The sequence below is a fragment of the Citricoccus sp. genome, from assembly GCF_035445025.1.
Taxonomy (GTDB): Bacteria; Actinomycetota; Actinomycetes; order Actinomycetales; family Micrococcaceae; genus Citricoccus.
This window is the reverse complement of the sequence record NZ_DAOMPX010000168.1, coordinates 1-1498: the sequence shown is the minus strand read 5'-3', so window position 1 is coordinate 1498 and position 1498 is coordinate 1. Positions and strand designations below refer to the sequence as shown.

Annotated in this window: 1 protein-coding gene; it reads left to right on the top strand. The window is 67.3% G+C overall.

The genetic code is table 11. From position 1 onward, the window contains the following. Nucleotides 1-479: 479 nt before the first annotated feature. A partial coding sequence (locus PLJ28_RS15910; protein ID WP_324590449.1) for an AMP-binding protein occupies nucleotides 480-1498 on the top strand: 1019 nt, incomplete at its 3' end.

Below are 1498 nucleotides of genomic sequence, written 5' to 3'. Positions count from 1 at the left end.
CGTCGACCACGAGCTGTGGACTTCTGAGGCCGGGTCCCGGAACGGGTCCAAGCACCTCCTGACCGCGGATTGACGGAGGACACTCTTGACTGTCCGGAGCGGCACCGAGAGGTTCCGGCACGATCACACCCGAACGGTACCTGGATCATGAAGGGGTGATTCGCGGGCTGTTGACCCTCTGCTGACCGCGGTGTCAGGGTGCACTGTATCGCAAGGTCTCGATTTCCGTGGGCCCAGCATCGGGTTATCCCCTTCTCCGTTCTGGGCTGTGGTGCATCTCGATGGAAGGCATGGCCGTGACGGATCAGGAAGCCATTTTCGCTACTCGCGGGTCGGAGTCGTTCGGATCCGATCGGTCTCTACCCCAAGCGCCTGGGACTCCCCCGGGCACCTGGGCATCCCCTGGACACGGCGAGGACACGGGGTTCCTCTCCCCCGGGCCCGAGTCCCTGGAGGCCCGGCCCAGCGTCCCGGCGGTCTTGGTCGACACGCGCTTCGACCAGCGAGTGCGCTGGTCGCCGGGCGAACGACTGGATCACCTGTTCGAGGGGAAGGTCGACGAGCTGCTGCAGCACGGGCACCCGCATCGCCTCGCGGTGGACACCGGCGCCCTCGCGGTCACCTACGCGGATCTCGACGCGCGGGCCAACCGTCTCGCTCGTCATCTGAGACGACGCGGGGTCCGTTGCGGGGACCGCGTCGCGCTGTTGTCGGATCATCCATTGGACGGGTATACCGGCATGCTGGCCACGTTGAAGCTGAATGCCGCCTACGTGCCGCTTGACCCTGGTTTCCCCGTGGACCGTATCGCGTATATCTGCCGGGACGCCGGCGTCAGCGCTGTCCTGACGCGCTCCCTCCACGTGGAGACACTGGACGCGGTCGCGGCCACCGTGGTCGTCGTGGATGCCGAGGCCTCCGCCATCGCCGCCCAGCCCTCCGAGCGGCTCAGGCCGGAGGAGCGCGGACTCCCCGTCGATGAGCTGGCCTACGTGATCTACACCTCGGGCGCGAGGGGGCGACCCAAGGGGGTCGCCATCGAGCACGCGAGCATCTGCAACTTCGTGCGGGTCGCGGCCGAGGTCTACGGCATCACGGGTGAAGACCGGATCTATCAGGGCATGAGTATCGCCTTCGACTTCTCGGTCGAGGAGATCTGGGTGCCCTGGATGGCCGGTGCCACGATCGTGCCCAAGCCCCACGGGGCGCCCCTGATCGGCCAAGACCTACATGACTTCCTCCTCGATCTCCGGGTCACCGGCCTCTGCTGCGTCCCCACCCTGCTCGCCACGCTGGACGACGATCTGCCTGACCTGCGGTTCCTGCTCGTCTCAGGCGAGCCGTGTCCCCACGACCTGATCACCCGCTGGCACCGGCCCGGCCTTCGGTTGGTGAACGCCTATGGCCCTCCGGAGGCCACCGTCACGGCTACGTGGACCACCCTGGACCCCCACGGCCGCGTGACCATCGGCATGCCCTTGCCGACCTATTCGGTGGT